Origin of the sequence: Pontitalea aquivivens (assembly GCF_046507575.1) — a bacterium.
GTDB classification, from domain to species: Bacteria; Pseudomonadota; Alphaproteobacteria; order Rhodobacterales; family Rhodobacteraceae; genus Pontitalea; species Pontitalea aquivivens.
On the sequence record NZ_JBKFEY010000003.1, the window covers coordinates 43,090 to 59,014 of the forward strand.

At 68.3% G+C, this 15,925-nt stretch carries 13 protein-coding genes; 4 read left to right on the plus strand and 9 right to left on the minus strand.

From position 1 onward, the window contains the following. From cobT to ACK8OU_RS06280, 4 genes are all read left to right on the plus strand, one after another. Entirely contained in the window at window positions 1–1,872 is a 1,872-nt protein-coding gene (cobT, locus tag ACK8OU_RS06265; protein ID WP_410302505.1) for a cobaltochelatase subunit CobT, read from the plus strand. Next, window positions 1,872–3,680, plus strand: coding sequence for an aminopeptidase P family protein (locus tag ACK8OU_RS06270; protein ID WP_410302506.1), 1,809 nt, complete (start codon window positions 1,872–1,874; stop codon window positions 3,678–3,680). Before cobT ends, ACK8OU_RS06270 begins: the two co-directional genes overlap by 1 nt. A gap of 149 nt (window positions 3,681–3,829) precedes the next feature. Continuing rightward, entirely contained in the window at window positions 3,830–5,275 is a 1,446-nt protein-coding gene (locus ACK8OU_RS06275) for an FAD-binding oxidoreductase (RefSeq protein ID WP_410302754.1), read from the plus strand. Continuing rightward, on the plus strand, window positions 5,272–5,664 hold the full coding sequence (locus ACK8OU_RS06280; RefSeq protein WP_410302507.1) for an SgcJ/EcaC family oxidoreductase: 393 nt from the start codon (window positions 5,272–5,274) through the stop codon (window positions 5,662–5,664). The genes ACK8OU_RS06275 and ACK8OU_RS06280 overlap by 4 nt, the downstream gene beginning before the upstream one ends. A gap of 71 nt (window positions 5,665–5,735) precedes the next feature. Here ACK8OU_RS06280 and recN read toward each other — a convergent pair whose 3' ends face one another. The 9 genes from recN to ACK8OU_RS06325 all read right to left on the minus strand — a co-directional run bounded on the left by recN (window position 5,736) and on the right by ACK8OU_RS06325 (window position 15,925). Then, entirely contained in the window at window positions 5,736–7,385 is a 1,650-nt protein-coding gene (gene recN / locus ACK8OU_RS06285) for a DNA repair protein RecN (protein WP_410302508.1), read from the minus strand. A 24-nt stretch (window positions 7,386–7,409) separates the two neighbouring features. Further along, window positions 7,410–8,258 (minus strand): outer membrane protein assembly factor BamD, encoded by an 849-nt coding sequence (locus ACK8OU_RS06290; RefSeq protein ID WP_410302509.1) that lies wholly within the window; start codon window positions 8,256–8,258, stop codon window positions 7,410–7,412. Between the two features lie 172 nt (window positions 8,259–8,430). Then, window positions 8,431–9,348, minus strand: a complete 918-nt coding sequence (lpxC, locus tag ACK8OU_RS06295) for a UDP-3-O-acyl-N-acetylglucosamine deacetylase (protein WP_410302510.1) — start codon at window positions 9,346–9,348, stop codon at window positions 8,431–8,433. A gap of 225 nt (window positions 9,349–9,573) precedes the next feature. Beyond that, window positions 9,574–11,226: a cell division protein FtsZ gene (ftsZ, locus tag ACK8OU_RS06300; protein ID WP_410302511.1), complete on the minus strand. Its 1,653-nt coding sequence runs from the start codon at window positions 11,224–11,226 to the stop codon at window positions 9,574–9,576. A gap of 207 nt (window positions 11,227–11,433) precedes the next feature. Next, window positions 11,434–12,768, minus strand: a complete 1,335-nt coding sequence (ftsA, locus tag ACK8OU_RS06305) for a cell division protein FtsA (RefSeq protein ID WP_410302512.1) — start codon at window positions 12,766–12,768, stop codon at window positions 11,434–11,436. Then, on the minus strand, window positions 12,765–13,652 hold the full coding sequence (locus ACK8OU_RS06310) for a cell division protein FtsQ/DivIB (protein ID WP_410302755.1): 888 nt from the start codon (window positions 13,650–13,652) through the stop codon (window positions 12,765–12,767). The genes ftsA and ACK8OU_RS06310 overlap by 4 nt, the downstream gene beginning before the upstream one ends. A 68-nt stretch (window positions 13,653–13,720) precedes the next feature. Continuing rightward, window positions 13,721–14,644, minus strand: coding sequence for a D-alanine--D-alanine ligase (locus ACK8OU_RS06315; protein ID WP_410302513.1), 924 nt, complete (start codon window positions 14,642–14,644; stop codon window positions 13,721–13,723). 31 nt (window positions 14,645–14,675) lie between these two features. Then, a complete protein-coding gene (murB, locus tag ACK8OU_RS06320; protein ID WP_410302514.1) occupies window positions 14,676–15,635 on the minus strand; it encodes a UDP-N-acetylmuramate dehydrogenase in 960 nt (319 codons plus the stop codon). A gap of 38 nt (window positions 15,636–15,673) precedes the next feature. After that, entirely contained in the window at window positions 15,674–15,925 is a 252-nt protein-coding gene (locus tag ACK8OU_RS06325; protein ID WP_410302515.1) for a DUF2484 family protein, read from the minus strand.

Consider the following 15,925-nt stretch of genomic DNA (forward strand, 5'->3'; position numbering starts at 1 on the left):
ATGAAACCCGTCGACAACCCTGCAGATCCGTTCAAGAAGGCGCTGGCCGAGGCGACCAGGACGCTGGCCGACGATGCCGATCTGACGGTCACCTTCTCGGTCGATCCTTCGGGGATCGCGGGCGATACGATGCGCCTGCCGCAGGTCAGCCGCCGCATGACGCGCGATGAGGTATTGCTGGCGCGGGGCACGGGCGATGCGCTGGCGCTGCGCCGGCGCCATCACGATGCGGGCACGTTCGCCCGCTACAACCCCTCGGGGCCGATGGCGCGCGATCTGTATGAGGCGATGGAAACCGCCCGCTGCGAGGCGCTTGGCGCGCGCGACATGCCCGGCACGCTGACCAATATCGACGCCAGGATCGCACATGAGGCCGAGCGCAAGGGCTATGGCCAGATCCGCAGCCGGGAAGAGGCCTCGCTGGCGGTCGCCGCGGGCTACATGGTGCGCGAACTGGCCACCGGGCGCAAACTGCCCGCCGCCGCGCACCATGTGCTGGATCTGTGGCGCCCCTTCATCGAGGAATCGGCCGCGGGCGATCTGGGCGATGTGAACGCGGTCCTGGCCGATCAGGCGGCCTTCGCGCGCATGGCGCGCAAGGTGATCGCCGATCTGGGCTATGCCGATCAGCTGGGCGAAGACCCCGATGCCGACCAGCCCGACGAGGGTGCCGAGGACGAGGCTGAACAGGAAGAAGAGGCCGGCGACAACCAGGCCCGCGACGAGGCGCAGGACGAGGATGAGGCATCGTCCGAAAGCAGCCAGGACGAAACCCAGGAGCAAAGCCAGACCACCGTCAGCATGGACGACCTTGCCGATCAGGAGATGGGCGAAGAGGTCGACATGCCCGAGGCCGAGGCGCCGCTGGAACCGCCCCCGCCCGCGCCCTATTCCGCCGCGGATCCGAACTATCAGGTCTATGCCACCGATTTCGATGAAGAAATCCATGCCGAGGATCTGGCCGAACCAGCCGAGCTGGAACGGCTGCGCGCCTATCTGGACCAGCAGCTGGAACCGCTGAAGGGCGCGGTCAGCCGGCTGGCCAACAAGCTGCAGCGCCGGCTTCAGGCGCAGCAGAACCGCAGCTGGGAATTCGACCGCGAGGAAGGCATCCTGGATGTGGCGCGCCTGGCGCGTGTGGTGGCCACGCCCACCACGCCGCTGTCGTTCAAGGTGGAAAAGGATACCGAATTCCGCGACACGGTGGTGACGCTGCTGCTGGACAATTCCGGCTCGATGCGGGGGCGGCCGATTTCCATCGCGGCGATCTGCGCCGATGTTCTGGCGCGCACGCTGGAACGCTGCTCGGTCAAGGTGGAAATCCTGGGCTTTACCACCCGTGCCTGGAAGGGCGGGCAGGCCCGGGAAAAATGGCTCAATTCCGGGCGCCCGCAACAACCGGGACGGCTGAATGACCTGCGGCACATCATCTACAAATCCGCCGATGTGCCCTGGCGGCGGGTGCGCGACAACCTGGGCCTGATGATGAAAGAAGGCCTGCTGAAGGAAAACATCGACGGCGAGGCGCTGGAATGGGCGCATCGGCGCATGCTGGGCCGGCGCGAGGCGCGCAAGATCCTGATGGTGATTTCCGATGGCGCGCCGGTCGATGATTCCACCCTGTCGGTCAATGCCGCGAATTATCTGGAAAAACACCTGCGCGACGTGATCGCCATGGTGGAACGGCGCCGCGCGGTGGAACTGATCGCGATCGGCATCGGCCATGATGTGACACGCTATTACCAGCATGCGGTGACCATCACCGATGTGGAACAGCTGGCCGGTGCGATGACCGAACAGCTGGCGGGGCTGTTCGATTCCGACCCGCGCGCGCGGGCCCGGCTGATGGGCATCGCCAAGGCGGCGCGCTGATGTATCAGGATTTCGCGGTCCGTTCACGCCCCTCGGACGGGCCACCCCGGCTGGCGGCGCTGCGCGCGGTGCTGGCCGGTCAGGGGCTTGCGGGGTTCATCGTGCCACGCGCCGATGCCCATCAGGGCGAATATGTCGCCCCCCATGATGCGCGGCTGGCCTGGCTGACGGGGTTTACCGGATCGGCAGGGTTCTGCATCGCGCTGATGGATCGCGCGGGCGTCTTCGTCGATGGCCGCTACCGCGTGCAGGTCCGGGCCGAGGTCGACTGCGCCACCTTTACCCCGGTCAACTGGCCCGAGGTCAAGCCCGGCCCCTGGCTTGCCGCGGCCCTGCCCGCAGGCGGGCGTGTGGGCTTTGACCCCTGGCTGCACACCCGCAAGGAAATCGATGATCTGCAGGCAGCGGTGACCGGCAGCGGGGTTGACCTGGTGCCTGTGCCGCGCAACCCGGTCGATGCGATCTGGCCCGACCAGCCCGCCCCGCCCGCCGCCCCGGCCCGCATCCATCCGCCCGAATTCGCGGGCGAGGACAGCGCCACCAGGCGCGCGCGTCTGGCGGACGGGCTGCGCCAGCGCGGCGCGCGCGCCGCGGTGATCACGCTGACGGATTCGCTTTGCTGGCTGCTGAACATCCGCGGCGCCGATATTCCGCGCAATCCGGTGGTGCAGGGCTTTGCGATCCTGCATGATACCGGCCATCTGACACTGTTTGCCGAGGCCGCGAAATTTTCGCCCCCCGTGCTGGAACATCTGGGCGCCGATGTCACCCTGCGCCCGACCGCCGCCTTTGCCCCCGCGCTGCGCAGCCTGCCCGGCCCGGTGCAGGTCGACCCGGCCAGCGCGCCGCTGCAGGTGGGGCGCGAACTGGGCGAACAGGGTATAGAAATCCTGTGGGCCGACGACCCCTGCATCCTGCCCAAGGCGATCAAGACCCCGGCCGAAATCGCCGGGATGGACGCCGCACATCACCGCGACGCGGTGGCGATGGTCGAATTCCTGGCCTGGCTGGACGCCGAGGCGCCGAAGGGCGGGCTTGATGAAATCGCCGTGGTCACCGCGCTGGAAGGGTTTCGCCGCGCGTCGAATACGCTGACGGAAATCAGCTTTGACACGATCTGCGGCGCGGGGCCCAATGGCGCCATCGTCCATTACCGCGTGACCGAGGCCACCAACCGCCCCCTCCGCCCCGGTGAAATCCTGCTGGTCGATTCCGGCGGGCAATATGTGGACGGCACCACCGACATCACCCGCACCATCGCCGTCGGCCCCGTGCCCGAGGCTGCCCGCGCCCCCTTTACCCGCGTGCTGCAGGGCATGATCGCCATATCGCGCGCGCGCTGGCCCCGGGGCCTGGCCGGGCGCGATCTGGACGCGCTGGCCCGCATCGCCCTGTGGCGCGCGGGCCAGGATTATGACCACGGCACCGGCCACGGGGTTGGCGCGGCGCTCTGCGTGCACGAAGGCCCCGCGCGGCTGTCGCGGCTGTCGGATGTGGCCCTGCAGCCCGGCATGATCCTGTCGAACGAACCGGGCTATTACCGCGAAGGGGCCTTTGGCATCCGCATCGAGAACCTTGTTCTGGTGGAACAGGCCCCGCCCCTGCCCGGCGCCGATGACCGACCGATGCTGGCGTTGCGCACACTGACCTGGGTGCCGATTGACCGCCGGCTGATCCTGGCCGGAATGCTGGCCCCCGACGAACGCGACTGGCTGAATGACTATCACGCCCAAGTCCTGCACCGGATCGGTCCGGCCGTGTCGGCGCCTGCGCGGGCCTGGCTGGAAGCCGCCTGCGCGCCGGTCTGATCTGCCCGTTCGCCCCGCCGTGCCATAGGGGCGGGCCATACGGGCGGCCATACGGGCGGGAAGGCGCCCGCCCGGCGCCGGGGGGCTTTTCCCGGCCTGCTTGCTGACCTAAGGAAGGGGCAGCAGCGCACCGCCGAAGGATCGCCATGATGCCCCATGATGCCGCCATTGCCGCCCTGCAGGCCCTGCTTGGTCCACGCCTCAGCGTCACCCGCGCCGAGCGCGACCTGCATGGCGCATCCGAGGCCTGGTATCCGCTGGCCCCGCCCGATGCCGTAGCCTGGCCCGAAACCACCGCCGAGGTGGCGCAGATCGTGCGCATCTGCGCGGCCCATGCCATGCCGATCGTGCCCTGGGGCGCGGGCACGTCACTGGAAGGGCATGCGCTGGCGGTTCAGGGCGGGCTGTGCCTTGACATGGGCCGGATGAACCGTGTGCTTGCGATCCGCCCCGAGGACATGCTGGCCGTGGTGCAACCCGGCCTGACGCGCGAGGCGCTGAATGCGGACCTGCGCGCCACCGGCCTGTTCTTTCCCGTCGATCCGGGCGCCAATGCCAGCCTTGGGGGCATGGCGGCCACCCGCGCCTCGGGGACGACGACGGTGCGCTATGGGTCCATGCGCGCCAATGTCGCCGCCCTTGAGGTGGTGCTGGCCGATGGCCGTATCATCCGCACCGGCAGTGCTGCGGCCAAATCCGCCGCAGGCTATGACCTGACCGCGCTGATGCTGGGTTCGGAAGGGACGCTGGGCATCATCACCGAACTGACGTTGCGCCTGCATGGCCAGCCCGAGGCGATTTCCGCCGCGGTCTGCGCCTTTGACACGCTGGAGGCGGCGGTGCAGACGGTGATGGCCACGATCCAGCTGGGCATTCCGATGGCGCGCATCGAATTCGTCGATGAAACGATGGCGCGGGTCTTCAATGCCCATGCCGGCACCAGCCTGCCCGAAACGCCGCATCTGCTGGTGGAATTCCACGGCTCGCCCGCGGGGGTGGCCGAACAGGCCGAACGCTTTGGCGAGGTGGTGGCGGAAATGGGCGGCGCGCATTTCGACTGGGCCACCACGCCCGAGGCGCGCGCGCGGCTGTGGAAGATGCGCCACGGTGCCTATACCGCGTGTCTGGCCGCGCGGCCGGGATCAATGGGTCTGGTGACCGACATCTGCGTGCCGATGTCGCGGCTGGCCGAAGCGGTGCGTGAAACCCGCGACGATATCGCCGCCGAGGGCCTGATCGGCCCGATCCTGGGCCATGTGGGCGATGGCAATTTCCATGCCGTCCTGCTGCTGGACCGGGGCAGCGACAGCGATCTGGCGCGGGCCAAGCGGCTGGCCGAACGCATGGCCGAACGCGCGCTGCGCATGGGCGGCACGGTCACCGGCGAACACGGCGTGGGGCTTGGCAAACGCGCACTGATGGCGGCCGAACATGGCCCCGCCTGGGCGGTGATGGGCGCGATCAAGGCCGCGCTTGACCCCGCCAATATCCTGAACCCGGGCAAGCTGGTGCCCGGACCTGACCTGCTGCCCCCCGATCTGGCCCCCGATCTGGCCCCCGATCTGGCCGCCCCCCGCCCGGAGACCCTTGCATGACCCTGCTGTCCACCCCCGCCGACCTGCCCCGCGCCTTTGCCCTGGCCTGGAGCGCGCGTGACGCCCGCGCGCTGGCGGGCTTTTTTGCCGCCGATGCCGATTTCCTGAGCCTGACCGGCGCCGCCGCCGAAGGCGTGGACGAAATTACCGAGGTTCTGGCAGGGGAACTGGCAGGGGCCTTTGCCCGCGCGCGGCTGGTGACCGGCAAGACCAGGCTGCGCCCGCTGGGCCCGCATGCGGCGGTGCTGCTGCAACGCTTTGTGCTGACGGGCATCGTGCATGCCGACGGGTCGGACGCGGGGCGGATCGGGGCGGTGCTGGCGGCGACGCTGGTGGCCAATGGCGCGGGCTGGGAAATCGTTGCGGCGCAATTCGTGGCCGAAGGCTGACCGGCCAGGACCCTGCCCCCACCCTTCGTCCCCCACCCTTCGTCCCGCAGCCTGAGCCCCGCAGCGGCGGGTCAGCCCGTCAGAAGCGCGCGGGCCGCGTCCCGCGCGGCCTCGCTGACCTCGGCGCCCGAAATCATCCGCGCGATTTCATCCACCCGCGCGTCGGCGGCCAACGGCACCACGGTTGAACTGGTCATGCCATCGACCACCCGCTTTTCCACGCGCCAGTGATGCCCGCCGCGCGCCGCCACCTGCGGGCTGTGCGTCACGACCAGAACCTGCGCCCCCTCGGCCAGACGCGCCAGGCGCCGGCCGACCGCATCGGCGGTGGCGCCCCCCACACCGCGGTCGATTTCGTCAAAGATCAGCACCAGAGCATCGGCCCCGCGCGCCAGAACCACCTTCAGCGCCAGCAAGAATCGTGACAGTTCCCCGCCCGAGGCGATCTTGTTCAGGGGCCCCGCCGGCGCGCCGGGATTGGTGGCCACGGTAAAGGCCACCGTATCGCTGCCCTCGGGGCCGGATTCACCCGCGCTGATCGCCGTTGCAAAGACCGCCCGTTCCAGCTTCAGCGGCGCCAGTTCCGCCGCCATCGCCGCATCCAGCCGTCCCGCCGCCGCGCGCCGCGCCGCGCCCAGCCGCGCCGCCGCCGCATCATAGGCGGCCCCCGCAGCGGCAAGATCGGCCCGCAGCGCCCGGATACCATCTTCACCGCCATCCAGCGCGGCCAGGCGCGCGCGCAGGGTTTCGGCAAACCCGCCCAGATCGTCAGGCAAAACGCCATGCTTGCGCGCCAGCGCCCGGATCGCGAACAGACGTTCCTCACATGCCTCAAGCGCGCGGGGGTCGAAAGACAGGGCTTCCAGCGCCTCTTCGACGCCCTGCGCGGCATCGCCCAGTTCGATCAGCGCGCGTTCCAGCGCCGACAGCGGCAGATCCAGCCGGCCTTCGGCCTTTTCCGCAGCCCCCTGCAGCCAGCGATCGGCATCGCGCATCGCACCCTCGGCACCATCAGGGCCCAGCATCTGCAGCGCACGGGCCACATCGGTGCGGATGCGTTCGGCGCCCTGCATCAGGCGGCGCTGCGCGTCCAGCGTGCCTTCCTCGCCGGGCTGGGGATCAAGCTGGTCCAGCTCGGCCACGGCATGGCGCAGGAAATCCTCTTCGCCCCTGACGGCGGCCAATGCGGTCTCGGCGGTATCCAGCTTGCGGGCAATTGCCGCACGCGCATTCCAGGCTGTGCGCACCTGCGCCAGCAGATCCTCATGGCCCGCGAAGGCATCCAGCATCGCACGGTGCCCGCGCGGGTTCAGCAAACCGCCATCGTCGGACTGGCCGTGCAGTTCCACCAGCGTGGCCGACAGCGCCCGCAGCACCTCGCCCGAAACGCGGCGATCGTTGATGAAGGCGGTCTTGCGGCCATCGGCGCCATTCACCCGGCGCAGGATCAGTTCGGGCCCGCCGGACAGCCCGGCCTCGGCCAGAACGGCATGGGCGGCATGACCATCGGGCAGATCGAAAACCGCCGTCACCTCGCCCTGATCGGCACCCTTGCGCACCAGTTCGGCACGCCCGCGCCAGCCCAGAACGAAACCCAGGCAATCCAGCAGGATCGACTTGCCCGCGCCGGTTTCCCCGGTCAGCACATTCAGACCCGACCGGAACCCAAGGTCCAGCCGGTCGATGATCAGCATGTCACGGATTTCAAGCGCGCGCAGCATCCCCGCCCCCGTCGCGGCCCGCGATCAGAGCCACTCGCCCCGGATCACCTGACGATAGACCCGCGCCAGCCAGCTGTCGCCACCAGCCTCGGGTTCAAGGCCACGGCGGGTCAGCAGGCGGTAGCTGTCTTCATAGAAGGGCGACGACCGGAAGTTGTGGCCCAGAATCGCCCCCGCGGTCTGTGCCTCTTCGGTGATGCCAAGTGCCAGATAGGCCTCGACCAGGCGGTGCAGCGCCTCGGGCGTGTGGGTGGTGGTCTGGAAATCCTCTACCACCACGCGGAAGCGGTTGATCGCCGCCGTGTAATGCCCGCGCTTGAGGTAATAGCGCCCGATTTCCATTTCCTTCGCCGCCAGATGGTCAAAGGCCAGGTCGAATTTCAGAATGGACGAACGCGCATATTCGCTGTCGGGATATTCCTCGATCACCGCGCGCAACGCCTGCAGCGCCTGGAAGGTCAGGCCCTGATCGCGGCCAACCTCATCGATCTGGTCGTAATAGGACAAAGCCAGCAGGTATTTGGCATAGGCCGCATCCTCATCGCCTGGATAGGTGTCGATGAAACGCTGCGCGCTGGCGCGTGCTGCCTCGTAATCCTTGGCCTTGTGCTGGGTGAAGGCCTGCATGATCAGCGCACGCTTGGCCCATTCCGAATAGGGATAAAGCCGCTCGACCTCGGAAAAATAGCGCAGCGCGGATGCGGGCCGGCGTGGGTTGCCCACCTCCAGCTCATATTCGCCGCGCTTGTAGATTTCCTCGGCGGTCAGGGATTCGAGCGAGGCTTCGCGCGCCGTGCCACCACCGCAGGCCGCCAGCACCCCCACAAGAACGAGACTTCCGACCAGTTGAGCCGCCGATCTGCCGCGCGCCATGTCCTGCCCTATCCCGTTTCTACCCTGATTCAACCTTGTCAAAAGCCGCCCCGCATGACGCGGAACCGCCCCTTCGGTTTGTCCTAGCACAGAAAAATCCGGGGCGCAAAACGCCTTTCACCGCCGCGGCATAGGCCATATGACAGCTGGCGGCCCGGCAACGGCGCGCAGGTCAGCGCGCCGCAACGCTGGCCCGGCAAACGCCTGCACCGGGAAGGCCATAGGCCTGCGCGGCCGTGCATTCTTCCCAGGTCCAGGCCGAAGGATCGGCGAACAACGCGCGCAACAGCCGGTTGGTCATCGCATGGCCGGCCCGGGTGCCGGTATAGCGGCCCAGAATCGGCGCGCCCGCCAGGGCCAGATCCCCCAGCGCATCCAGCATCTTGTGGCGCACCGCCTCATCGGCGTGCCGCAGACCACCCGGTGACAGCACACGATCGCCATCGACCACGACGGCATTTTCATAAGTGCCGCCAAGGGCAAGCCCATTGGCGCGCATCGCCTCGACATCCGACTGACGGCAGAAGGTGCGGCTGTCGGCCAGTTCACGCACAAAGGCGCCATTGGCCATGTTCAGCCGCTTGGCCTGGCGGCCGATCGCGGCATCGGCGAAATCGATGACGAAATCGATTTCCAGCGCCGGGGCCGGGTCCAGGCGGGCCACGGCCTCACCCTCATGCACCTCGACGGGTTTCAGAACGCGGATGGCGCGCAGCGGCGCATCCAGAAGGCGCAGGCCCCTGGCCTGAATCACCGCGACGAAGGGCGCGGCAGATCCATCCAGGATCGGCACTTCGGGGCCGTCGATGTCGATCAGGGCGTTGTGCACCCCCGCGCCGACCAGGGCTGCCATCACATGTTCGATCGTCGAGACGGAAACGCCATCGGCATTTTCCACCAGCGTGCACAGCCTGGACGGCGTCACCCTGTCCCACAGCGCAGGAATGCGCGGATTGGCCGCGCGCACATCGGTGCGGCGAAAGACAACGCCATGATCGGCGGGCGCGGGGTGGATCACCATCCGCACGGGCTGGCCGGAATGCAGGCCAACGCCTTCAAACACTGCCGGGGAACCGATTGTCGTCTGCACTGCTGCGTCCTTTGTTTCACTTGCCGGTAGCCGGGCTGGCGGGCGGGCACCGAACCGCAGCATCAGCTAAGCGCGCGGGGGTCGGTTAACAATTCACTCTTTGTAACGCATTGAAACAATTGCCGCCGGCTTGGGCGCAAGCCTGCCGATCATGGCGCAATGCATTGATATAAAAAGACAAAAGGCCGGGATTTCCCCGGCCCTGTCTGGTCTTTTGTGAACGGATCAGTTCGCCTGGCGCCGCAGGAACGCCGGGATTTCGATCCGGTCCTGATCGGGATCGGCGGCCTGATCCTCATCATAGGCCTGATGCTGCTGGGCGACGGTGCGGGCCTGGGGTGCGGGCTGCGCGGCCTGCGGCGCGGCTTCGACGCCGTGGCCCGTCATCCGGTTGATCAGCGAATTGATGCCAAACCGCGGGCGTTCCGGCTGCGGCGCGTGCTGCGGCGCGGGCCGCTGGGCTGCAAGACCCGCCGCAAGCGGGCGCTGCTGCCCCGCAGCCGACGGGGCCTTGTTCACCGCCGCCTGCAGACGCTGCAGCGCCTCGGGCGAGGGGGTTCCCGGCGCGCGCGGGCGCGGCGCGACAAAGGCGCCCATGTCGTCTTCGGGCGGCAGGTCGCGCGCCATCGGCTGCGGCGCGGGCTGCGGACGATAGGCCGGGGGCGGCAGGTCATCGGCATGGGCCTGCGGGTGCGACGGGGCATGCGCGGGGGCGGGCTGAACCGGCGCCGCTTCGGGCGCGTCGAACAGCCCCCGTTCTTGCGCGACGGGCTGCTGCTGCACCGGCGCGACCGAGGCGGCCACCGGCTGCGTCACCGGTGCGGGTTCTGCCATCGGGGCCTCTTCGCGCGCCGCGGGGCGCAGCGGTTCGGACATCGGGCGGCGCGGCACCGGGATTTCCGAGGTCGCCGGGGCGGCGTCGATGCCGGTCGCCACGACCGATACGCGCATCTGCCCTTCCATCGACGGGTCGAGCGTCGAGCCCACGATGATGTTGGCGTCGGGGTCCACTTCCTCGCGGATGCGGTTAGCGGCCTCGTCCAGTTCGAACAGCGTCAGGTCATAGCCGCCGGTGATGTTGATCAGCACGCCCTTGGCGCCGCGCAGGCTGATTTCATCCAGCAACGGGTTGGCAATCGCCTTTTCGGCGGCCTGAATGGCGCGGTCGTCGCCATCGGCCTCGCCGGTGCCCATCATCGCCTTGCCCATTTCATCCATCACGGACCGCACATCGGCAAAGTCGAGGTTGATCAGGCCAGGACGGACCATCAGGTCGGAAATGCCCTTCACGCCCTGATACAGCACGTTGTCGGCCATGGCGAAGGCCTCGGTGAAGGTGGTGCGTTCGTTGGCCAGACGGAACAGGTTCTGGTTCGGAATGATGATCAGGGTATCGACGACCTTCTGCAGCGCCTCAAGCCCCTCTTCGGCCTGACGCATCCGCTTGGTGCCCTCGAACTGGAACGGCTTGGTCACAACGCCCACGGTCAGCACGCCCAGCTCGCGCGCGGCCTGCGCGATGATCGGGGCCGCACCGGTGCCGGTGCCGCCACCCATGCCAGCGGTGATGAAGCACATATGCGCGCCGGCCAGATGATCGACGATCTCCTCGATCGTCTCTTCCGCAGCGGCCGCCCCGACCGAGGGGCGCGCGCCCGCGCCCAGACCTTCGGTGACCTTGACGCCCATCTGGATACGGGCCGCCGCGCGCGACTGCTGCAGCGCCTGGGCATCGGTATTCGCCACCACGAACTCGACGCCTTCCAGCTGCTTTTCGATCATGTTGTTGACCGCGTTGCCGCCCGCCCCGCCGACGCCGAACACGGTGATCCGCGGCTTGAGGTCTTCGTGATCCGACATCATCAGATTCAAGGTCATTGGTTTCCGCCTGTGATGTTGTTCGGCCCCTGTCCCGAGCCGGTTTCCCTGAAAATTAGGGTGATTTTAGCCTTTATTCCGTGGAACGTCACCAGAAAAACACAGTTACCCCACAAAATCTGGAAGGCGGAAAACCGCCGCAAGCGGTATTTCGCGCATGACGCAGCATCTGGTGGAAACGATTCGCATCCACCGCAGCAACTGGGTTCACCAATTGTCGCGGAACCAGCGCATCGCACGCTTGAGCGAGCGGGCCGGATAGCGTTCGGCGGGGATTTCGAAATCCCACCATTCGTCCTGCGGATGGGCGGCAAACAGCGCCAGCCCCACCGCGCTGGCAAAGCCCGCCCCGGTCGCGGCCTGCGGCAGGCCCTGCACCCGCAGCGGCCGCCCCAGACGCACGTTCTGGCCCAGGATGCGCGCCGCCAGCCCGTCCAGCCCCGGGATCTGGCTGGCCCCGCCCGTCAGCACGATCTGCTGGCTGGGCAGATGGTCAAAGCCCGCCGCATCCAGGATCGCGCGCACCTCTTCCAGGATTTCCTCGACACGCGGGCGCATGATCCCGATCAGCTCGGTCCGGCTGATCTGGCGGCGGTCCTTTTCCCAGTCGCCCGAATTGCCCGACAGCTCGATCATCTCGCGGTCGTCCATGCCGGTGGCATAGACCCCGCCGTGAAAGGTCTTGATGCGTTCGGCCAGCGCCATCGGCGCCTGCAGCCCCGCGGCGATGTCCTTGGTCACCAGATCGCCCCCCATGCGCACCGCATCGGCAAAGATCATGTGCTTTTTCATGAAGATCGACACCCCCGTGGCGCCACCACCCATGTCGATGCAGGCCGCGCCCAGTTCCTGTTCATCCTCGACCAGGCTTGCGATCCCCGAGACATAGGCGGATGAAGCCACCCCCGCCAGTTCCAGATCGCAGCGCCGGATCACATGGATCAGGTTCTGCACCGCATCGGCCTCGATCGTCAGCATGTGCATGTCCACCGCCAGCCGGTGCCCCACCTGCCCGCGCGGATCGCCAAGCCCGGTGCGGTGGTCCAGCGTAAAGTTCACCGGCTGGGCGTGCAGCACCTCGCGTCCGGGGCCGATGTCGGGCATGTCGCAGGCTGCCAGCACGCGCGCCACATCCTGTTCGCTGACATGACCGTCGTTCAGCGCGACATCGCCCGCCAGCCCATAGCTGCGCGGCCCCGCGCCGGAAAAACAGGCAATGACGTGATCGACCCGCGTATTGGCCATCTTCTGCGCGGCCTGCACCGCGGTGCGGATCGCGCGTTCGGTTTCGGCCATCGCGTCGATTTCACCAAAGCGCACCCCGCGCGACCGGGTCGTGGCCGCGCCGATCACCCGAAAACCCGCCTGCCCCGCCAGGGGACCCAGCCCGTCGCCCTTGCGCATCGCATCGGCGCCGTCAAAGCGCAGCACCAGACAGGCGATCTTGGATGTGCCGACATCCAGAATGGCGATCACGCCGCGCTGCATCGCAGTCTTGCGCATGTTGCGCATCGCGCGCTGGAATTCGTAAAGGTCAGTCATCGTACAGCCCTCGCCTTCGTGTCCGGGCCGGTGATCCTGCGGAATTCCTCCAGAGCGGCGGCGGAAAGGCGGATCGTGGGCCGGGTTTCGTTGCGCATGTCCAGATGGGTAAAATCGCGGTCCAGAATGTCTTCGGCGGCATCCAGCGCCAGCACGCGTTCGATCGCACGCACCGGGTTCTGGTCGGGCAACAGAATGCGCTGGTCGCGTTCCAGCACCAGATCCCAGCGCCGTTCGCCCACCCGCACCAGACCGCGCGCCCGCGGCAGGATCGGGGCGGCGGCGGCCAGCACGGCCAGCGCCTCGGGCACGGCACGGTCGGCGCCCACACCCGCGATCAGCGCCAGGTCGGGGCGCGCCTCACGCGCGATCAGCGTGGCGACGCGGTGACCCGTCGCATCCAGCATCTCAAGGCCCGTGGGCGCGCGCCACAGGATCGCGGGGACGCGTTCGGTCACCGCCGCCTCAAGCACGCCGCCGGGGCGGATCATCAGCCCGACATCGGCCACAGCATCCAGCCGCCGGATCATCGCGCGGAACGCGTCCAGATCGATCGCGAAGGACGAGGCCGGCAGCTGCACCGGCAGCATCGCCCGGATCGCGGCATCGACCTCGGGGCTGGCGCCCTCGATCTTCAGCAGGCCGACCATGAATTCGGGGCGGTTCTGGATCGACAGCTTGATGTCTTCATAGGTCGCGGCCAGATCGGCGCGGCGCCCCTCATCGCCCAGCCAGATGCCCAGACCCAGCACCACGGCAAAGACCGGCAGACCGATGCGGGTCAGCGCGCGCACGACAGGCGTCAGCCACAGCCGTTGCAACCGATAAGCCAGGCGCGACGGCGCGGGGTCACGGCGCGGCGGGCGCGGGGCGGCGGCGGCCATCTGCGGTGCGCGCGGGGCCGCGCCCGGACGGGGTTCAGCGCGCAACTGCGGCCGCGGGGGCGGGGCACCTAGCGGTCGCATGAAGCATCCTCGACGATCCAGCGGCACAGGTCGGGGAAACCGATCCCCATATGCGCCGCCTGTTCGGGCAACAGCGACGTCGGCGTCATTCCCGGCTGGGTATTGGTTTCCAGCAGCACAAGACCCGCCGGACCGCGCGCCTCATCCCAGCGGAAATCGGTGCGCGACAGGCCCCGGCACCCCAGCGCGCGATGGGCGCGCAGGGCATGGTCCAGACAAGCCGCGGTGATCGCGGGCGGCAGATCGGCGGGCAGCACATGGCGTGACCCGCCGGGGCTGTATTTCGCGTCGTAATCATACCAGCCGGTGGTCTGGATCTCGGTCACGCACAGGGCCCGATCGCCCATGACGGAACAGGTCAGCTCTCGTCCGGGGGCATAGCTTTCCACCATCACCATCTGCGGCATTTCATCGGACAGCTGCGGCGGGCGGTTCGCGCCGTCCAGCACCAGATAGACCCCGACCGAGGACCCCTCGTTGTTGGGCTTGACCACATAGGGCGCGGGCAGGACATGGCGGGCCATCACCTCGGCCCTGGGCGCCAGCACGCTTTGCACCACCGGCAGGCCGGCAGCACGGAAGACATCCTTGGCGCGGGTCTTGTCCATCGCCAGCGCCGAGGCCAGAACACCCGAATGCGTATAGGGAATGCGCAGCCATTCCAGCAGGCCCTGCACACAGCCATCCTCGCCCCAGCGGCCATGCAGGGCGTTGAAGACCACATCGGGCCGGATTTCGGCAAGGCGCACGGCCAGATCGGGGCCGGCATCGACCTCGACCACCTCATAGCCCGCCACCCGCAGCGCCCGGGCGCATTCGCGCCCCGAAGACAGGGACACCGCCCGCTCTGCCGAGGGGCCGCCCATCAAAACCGCCACACGGTGGGCTGCCCTGCTCGACACACCCGCCACTTTCGCCTCTTCCCGGGGTTATCCCCGTGGATTATTGATCTTTTTCTGCCGTATCAGGCGCCGCAAAATCGCCGATGCGCATGATTTCCCACTCTAGCGAAATTCCCTGCGTCTGCAAAACCTTTTTGCGCACCTCTTCGCCAAGCGTCTCAAGGTCGGCGGCGGTGGCGCCGCCCGCGTTGATCAGAAAGTTGGAATGCATTTCCGACATCTGCGCGCCGCCGCGCCGCGCGCCGCGCATACCCGCCTTGTCGATCACCGCCCAGGCCTTCAGATCATGCACATCATCGGCCCGGCCCGTCGAGGAATAGCCCGCCGGATTGCGAAAGGTGGACCCGGCGGACCGTTCGCGCGTGGGCTGGCTGGCATCGCGGCGGGCGATCTGGCCGGTCATCTTCGCCTCCAGCGCGGCCGGGTCGCCCGGTGTGCCTTCGAACACCGCCTCGACCAGCACCCAGCCCTCGGGCAGGTGGCTTTGGCGATAGGACAGGCGCAGATCGGCGGGGGTCAGCGTCACCGCCTGCCCCGCGCGGGTGATCGCCCGGACCGCGATCAGATGGTCGGCGACATATTCGCCATAGCACCCCGCATTCATCCGCACCGCGCCGCCGATGCTGCCCGGAATGGTGCGCAGGAAGGTCAGGTCCACCCCCGCCTCGGCGGCGCGGCGCGCGACATGGGCATCCAGCGCCGCCGCCCCCGCCGTCACCCGGCTGCCCGCAACGGTGATACCGTTGAAGCCCCGCCCCAGCCGGATCACCACCGCGCGCAGACCGCCATCGCGCACGATCAGGTTGGACCCCACCCCCATCGGAAACACCGCCACGCCCGGATCCAGCGCCGCCAGGAACGCGGCCAGATCGGCCTCATCCGCGGGCTGGAACAGCCAGTCCGCCGGGCCACCCACGCGCAGCCAGGTCAGATCGGCCAGTGGCCGGTTCGGGGTCAGCACCCCGCGGGGGGTGAATTCGGTGGCAAACAGCGTATCCATGGCCGGGGTCTAATCCGGCCCGCGCGGGGGCGCAAGCGTCACTCGGCCGGGTCGGGCTGGCACAGGCGCCGCATCAGGTGGATCAGCGGCCAGCGCAGCACGCTCATGCCGCCGATCAGCACCGCCAGCCCCCAGACCGGGCCGTTTTCATAGGTGACCCAACCCAGGATCGGCACGCCCGATGCGATCAGCGCCCAGGCCGCGCGCCAGTGAAACCGGGCCGGGGCAAGCGCGATCAGCATGGCCAGCACCGTCCAGAGGCATGCGGCAAGAAGCGACGGCGTCACCAT

Excerpts from the sequence above, each read along its gene's own strand:
- cobT (WP_410302505.1), top strand. The coding sequence starts at position 1 with ATGAAACCCGTCGACAACCCTGCAGATCCGTTCAAGAAGGCGCTGGCC.
- ACK8OU_RS06270 (WP_410302506.1), top strand. The coding sequence starts at position 1,872 with ATGTATCAGGATTTCGCGGTCCGTTCACGCCCCTCGGACGGGCCACCC.
- ACK8OU_RS06275 (WP_410302754.1), top strand. The coding sequence starts at position 3,830 with ATGCCCCATGATGCCGCCATTGCCGCCCTGCAGGCCCTGCTTGGTCCA.
- ACK8OU_RS06280 (WP_410302507.1), top strand. The coding sequence starts at position 5,272 with ATGACCCTGCTGTCCACCCCCGCCGACCTGCCCCGCGCCTTTGCCCTG.
- recN (WP_410302508.1), bottom strand. The coding sequence starts at position 7,385 with ATGCTGCGCGCGCTTGAAATCCGTGACATGCTGATCATCGACCGGCTG.
- ACK8OU_RS06290 (WP_410302509.1), bottom strand. The coding sequence starts at position 8,258 with ATGGCGCGCGGCAGATCGGCGGCTCAACTGGTCGGAAGTCTCGTTCTT.
- ftsZ (WP_410302511.1), bottom strand. The coding sequence starts at position 11,226 with ATGACCTTGAATCTGATGATGTCGGATCACGAAGACCTCAAGCCGCGG.
- ftsA (WP_410302512.1), bottom strand. The coding sequence starts at position 12,768 with ATGACTGACCTTTACGAATTCCAGCGCGCGATGCGCAACATGCGCAAG.
- ACK8OU_RS06310 (WP_410302755.1), bottom strand. The coding sequence starts at position 13,652 with ATGGCCGCCGCCGCCCCGCGCCCGCCGCGCCGTGACCCCGCGCCGTCG.
- murB (WP_410302514.1), bottom strand. The coding sequence starts at position 15,635 with ATGGATACGCTGTTTGCCACCGAATTCACCCCCCGCGGGGTGCTGACC.
- ACK8OU_RS06325 (WP_410302515.1), bottom strand. The coding sequence starts at position 15,925 with ATGGTGACGCCGTCGCTTCTTGCCGCATGCCTCTGGACGGTGCTGGCC.